Raw genomic sequence first — 1,052 nt, 5'->3', positions numbered from 1 at the left:
CCTCCTAGAAACGTTCGAACTGGCTGAGGTCGAATTCGGCTTCGCCTTCGTCGTGGGACGCAGGACTCGAGACCGGCTTGACCTTTGCCACCCGCCGCGAGGCTTTCGCGCTGCTGCGCGACCCGCTGCTGTTGCCGTGGCCGATTTTGAAGAAGGCCATCAGCGTTTGCAGTTGTTCCGACTGCCCGGTCATTTCTTCCGCCGTCGCCGCCAATTGTTCGCTCGCCGACGCGTTTTGCTGGGTGATCTGGTTCATTTGGTTCATGGCGTTGTTGACTTGGCTGACTCCCGCCGATTGTTCTTGCGAGGCCGCTGCGATCTCTTGCACCAGGTCCGAGGTTTTGGCAATGCTCGGTACGATTTCGTCCAGCAATTTGCCGGCGGTTTCCGCCGTTTTCACGCTGCTGTCCGCCAATTCGCCGATTTCCTGCGCCGCCACTTGGCTGCGTTCGGCCAGTTTGCGCACTTCCGCCGCCACCACGGCAAAGCCTTTGCCGTGGTCGCCGGCCCGTGCCGCTTCGATCGCGGCGTTCAACGCCAGCATGTTGGTTTGGTAGGCGATGTCGTCGATGATGCCGATTTTGGCGGCGATTTCTTTCATCGCGTCCACGGTCTGCTTGACCGCGCCACCGCCTTCCACCGCTTCTTTCGAGGCTTTGCCGGCCATGCCGTCGGTGACTTTGGCGTTCTCGGCGTTCTGGTTGATGCTGGCCGCCATTTCTTCGATGCTGGCGCTGGTCTCTTCGACGCTGGCCGCTTGTTCGCTGGCTGCTTGCGACAACGATTGCGAGGTGGAGCTGATTTGCTCGGCGGCATTGGTCAGTTGGTCGGCGGCGATGATGACGTCGCCGATGGTTTTCGACAGGTTGGCGATGGTGTTGTTGACGGTATCCTTGAAGTCGCTCAATTGGCCTTTGTAGTCGCCGTTGACGGTCCGGGTCAGGTCGCCTTGTTCGACCAAGCTCAGCACTTCGACCGCTTCGTTCAGCGGCAGGATCACGCCGTCCAGGGTTTCGTTGACGCCTTGGACGATTTTGCGGAAGTCGCCTTGG

Annotated in this window: 1 protein-coding gene; it reads right to left on the bottom strand. The window is 60.3% G+C overall.

Features of this window, described 5'->3' with window-relative positions; all coding sequences use genetic code 11:
• Nucleotides 1-4: 4 nt before the first annotated feature.
• The coding region (locus C2U68_RS20580; protein WP_260839430.1) for a methyl-accepting chemotaxis protein at nucleotides 5-1,052 on the bottom strand (1,048 nt) is incomplete at its 5' end.

Source organism: Methylomonas koyamae (assembly GCF_006483455.1).
Classification (GTDB): Bacteria; Pseudomonadota; Gammaproteobacteria; order Methylococcales; family Methylomonadaceae; genus Methylomonas; species Methylomonas koyamae_B.
Note: the sequence above shows the minus strand (reverse complement) of the source record. Positions and strands in the feature narration are given on the sequence as shown.